We start from the raw sequence: 2851 nt of genomic DNA on the forward strand, positions 1-2851 counted from the left end.
GACAAATAGATTATTATTATTTAAAATTCAACACATTTTCCCAATTACATAAAAAACCTTTATGGATTTAAGGAGGATAATAGTATTACCCGCAGATTCCACTATAGTTAATTTTTGGTAAAATTGTACGATGAACCTTAAATTTACCTACTAATATGTGAAAAATGGACTGTAACTATTTTACCTCTGTAAAAAATCTAAAACCAAAAATGAAAATTATTTTAGGAATTTTCCCAACTAACCCGGAATAGTTATTTAGTACCATTAGCAAGGAATCATGTAAAGGAGGAAAATATGAAACGCAGAGATTTTGTTAAATATGCAGGGGGCGGTATTGCTACTTTATTTGTAGGAAGCATGATGCCATCATGGATTTCAGGTAATAAGCTATTTGCGACAGAACAAGTTCAAGAACTTAACTTTACGATTACCGATGGGATAAAGGACATGGCAACGCATAATGCAATTAACAAGGCTCAGTGCTACTTCTGGTTTTACAAGGAGAAAAATTTCCCTGAAGAGGTCCCTGGCCCCCACATTTTTACCACTGTAGGTAATCCAGTTAAGATCACAGTTACGAATGGTCTGGATGAACCCCATGCGTTTTACATACCGGGACTAGTCGACACTGGTCCGATTAGGCCTGGAGATACAATTACAAAACAATTTGTTCCTGCTAAAGCCGGAACTTATTTATATTATGACAACCTTAATGCCCCTGTGAACCGAATGATGGGACTCCATGGTGCGCTAGTTGTCATGCCAAATGAGGCAAAAGCAGGTCATCGTGTGACCCCATATTCAAACCCAACATCAGCAGTCCAACAAATTTTTGATGACTTTGGTTCTGCGGCACACTTCCCAGGATTGGCTTGGTAGCAAGGGGACGAAGCGACGAATACACGACCTTTCCGACAGCATATCTACATTAAATTTGACAAATCCGAAAATGCCAAAATTCAACTTTCCAAAGGAAAACAATGATGTAGTCCTAAAACTAACTGTTAAGAATGTTGCTGGGGCTGAAGATTCTACTAATGTGACGATCAAGACTAAATCAGAAAACATCGCGATTACTGGGGCTGAATATCGAAGTGGAGAATGGAGAATTGATGGTACCTCTGCGGTAAAAGGACCTGGGGTGACGGTCACTATTTACCTTGGCCCTCCTTCAAACAACCAAATTATCGCGAAAGTAGCAGTTGACACGCTTGGTGCGTGGAGATATCGTGGCACTGGAACAGTCACAAATGTTCCTCGGGTCGGAAGTGTCACTGCCACATCACCTACAAGTGTAGATGTTCCAAGTCTTGCATACAGATTTAGGTAGATCTTAATCTCAAAGCTGGAAAGTTACTAATATAAAGTAGCTTTCCAGCTTTTATTTTTGTGAAGTGATAATAGAACGGCCAATCCCATTGAGAATATACTGTTTACAAGGAAGGGTGGATGTATATGTTTTTCTTTGTGATATTTCTAATTGGATTAGTCTTACGTTAATATTAATTAAAATAGATGCTAGCTGGATAACCTGGAGTCCAGCAATAATCTTCTTCTTAGCAGCAATTCTTACTGCTGTAAAGGCAGTTATTTTTCCAGGGGAAGGAATGGCGGATTTAGCAGAACGAATCTATCTAATGATTTTTGGTACAGCTGCAATCGGTTCTATTATTGGCGGGGGAATCGTCCAATTTATAAAGAGTAAAAAATAAATAATTAAAATGAATTTCCTTCAAACCGATTTGGATAAATCCTCGTTACCTTTAACGAAGGCCCATTAAGAATGAAGGAGTTGCATGTGAATGAAAAAACGATTAAAGGTCTTACTTGGATTGGTAATGATGTCGATGTTTTTGTTTGGTGCAGTTGCATTCGCAGCTACAGATTTTACACAGTTGGGATTTTCTAAGGTGGTCGCAGAAAGGGAGATTGAAGCAGGGGAAGCAGCTAAGATGAGTCATAGTGGAATTAAAATTCAAATACCTGAAGGGGCCTTCACTAACGACGTCACGTTTCAAGTCCTAGAAGGGGATAATAAAACATTCCAAAATGTTGCTCCTGCAGGTGAAACTGTAATCATGAATTTTGCGTTTAGAGTAATAGATTTAGAGACAAATGAAATTATTGGATCATTTAAGAAACCTCTCACGTTCAGCTTTAAAGATAAGGATGTAAACAAGGGAAGTATCTATTACAATTACAAAATTGATGGAACGATTGCTAACAACAATGCAGCCTCAGTAATTGATGGAAGAACGTTAACCCATCCGGTTGCAGGAGCACCTGTAGGCTGGTTTATTACATCACCTACTAAAAATATTAAAAAATAAGTAAGAATCAATTTGTACTTAATGAAAAAAGCCCATGAATCTCAGTTGTGAGAATCATGGGCTTTCAGCATTTATGTTCCTAACACTTTTTTACCTCTTGGCTGGGTTCCGTTGGCGTCAGGTTCGAGTGAGATCCCAATCGCATCAAAAGAAATTTCTTCTTTCAACTGGTAGGTAAGGGAGCCATTACCTTCATCATCGACATGGAAGGTTCCTGCACTTTTTCGGTTCCCATCATGGATGAGCCACACCTGGTATGCCTCAGACCCCTTGGTATCATCAAGACCATTAATATGAAAAACGAGCTGTTTTTTATCACCTTGTTTGTAAAGCAGAGCCTGCCCCTTGGCGGAATCAACCCCAGGATTTGCTGTTTTTAAGGTGTAAATCTCAATGACCTCGGGTGGAATATTAACTTGTTCCTTTAATTCTGTTACTTGGTCTCTAAGATTTATATTATTCCAAATGACTCCCACAAAGCTAAAGAGAAAAGCGGCTGCTGCCAATCCATAAAGAGTCTG

The 2851-nt window shown here is 38.8% G+C and carries 5 protein-coding genes; 4 read left to right on the plus strand and 1 reads right to left on the minus strand.

From position 1 onward, the window contains the following. The first annotated feature begins 294 nt into the window (after positions 1-294). The 4 genes from V7659_RS28390 to V7659_RS28405 all read left to right on the plus strand — a co-directional run bounded on the left by V7659_RS28390 (position 295) and on the right by V7659_RS28405 (position 2330). A complete protein-coding gene (locus tag V7659_RS28390) occupies positions 295-879 on the plus strand; it encodes a multicopper oxidase domain-containing protein (RefSeq protein ID WP_335543407.1) in 585 nt (194 codons plus the stop codon). A 70-nt stretch (positions 880-949) separates the two neighbouring features. Then, complete coding sequence (locus tag V7659_RS28395; RefSeq protein WP_335543408.1) at positions 950-1330, plus strand: hypothetical protein; 381 nt, start codon at positions 950-952, stop codon at positions 1328-1330. Between the two features lie 115 nt (positions 1331-1445). After that, on the plus strand, positions 1446-1712 hold the full coding sequence (locus V7659_RS28400; protein ID WP_335543409.1) for a hypothetical protein: 267 nt from the start codon (positions 1446-1448) through the stop codon (positions 1710-1712). Positions 1713-1802: 90 nt separating this feature from the next. After that, a complete protein-coding gene (locus tag V7659_RS28405) occupies positions 1803-2330 on the plus strand; it encodes a hypothetical protein (RefSeq protein ID WP_335543410.1) in 528 nt (175 codons plus the stop codon). Positions 2331-2401: 71 nt separating this feature from the next. On the opposite strand, the gene V7659_RS28410 is transcribed toward V7659_RS28405, so the two are convergent. Further along, positions 2402-2851: anti-sigma factor (locus V7659_RS28410; RefSeq protein ID WP_335543411.1), on the minus strand; the 450-nt coding region annotated here is incomplete at its 5' end.

The sequence above is a fragment of the Neobacillus drentensis genome, from assembly GCF_036966985.1.
Classification (GTDB): domain Bacteria; phylum Bacillota; class Bacilli; order Bacillales; family Cytobacillaceae; genus Neobacillus; species Neobacillus drentensis_E.

Bases quoted from the DNA above. Each gene is read 5' to 3' on its own strand.
- V7659_RS28395 (WP_335543408.1), top strand. From the start codon at position 950: ATGCCAAAATTCAACTTTCCAAAGGAAAACAATGATGTAGTCCTAAAA.
- V7659_RS28405 (WP_335543410.1), top strand. From the start codon at position 1,803: ATGAAAAAACGATTAAAGGTCTTACTTGGATTGGTAATGATGTCGATG.
- V7659_RS28390 (WP_335543407.1), top strand. From the start codon at position 295: ATGAAACGCAGAGATTTTGTTAAATATGCAGGGGGCGGTATTGCTACT.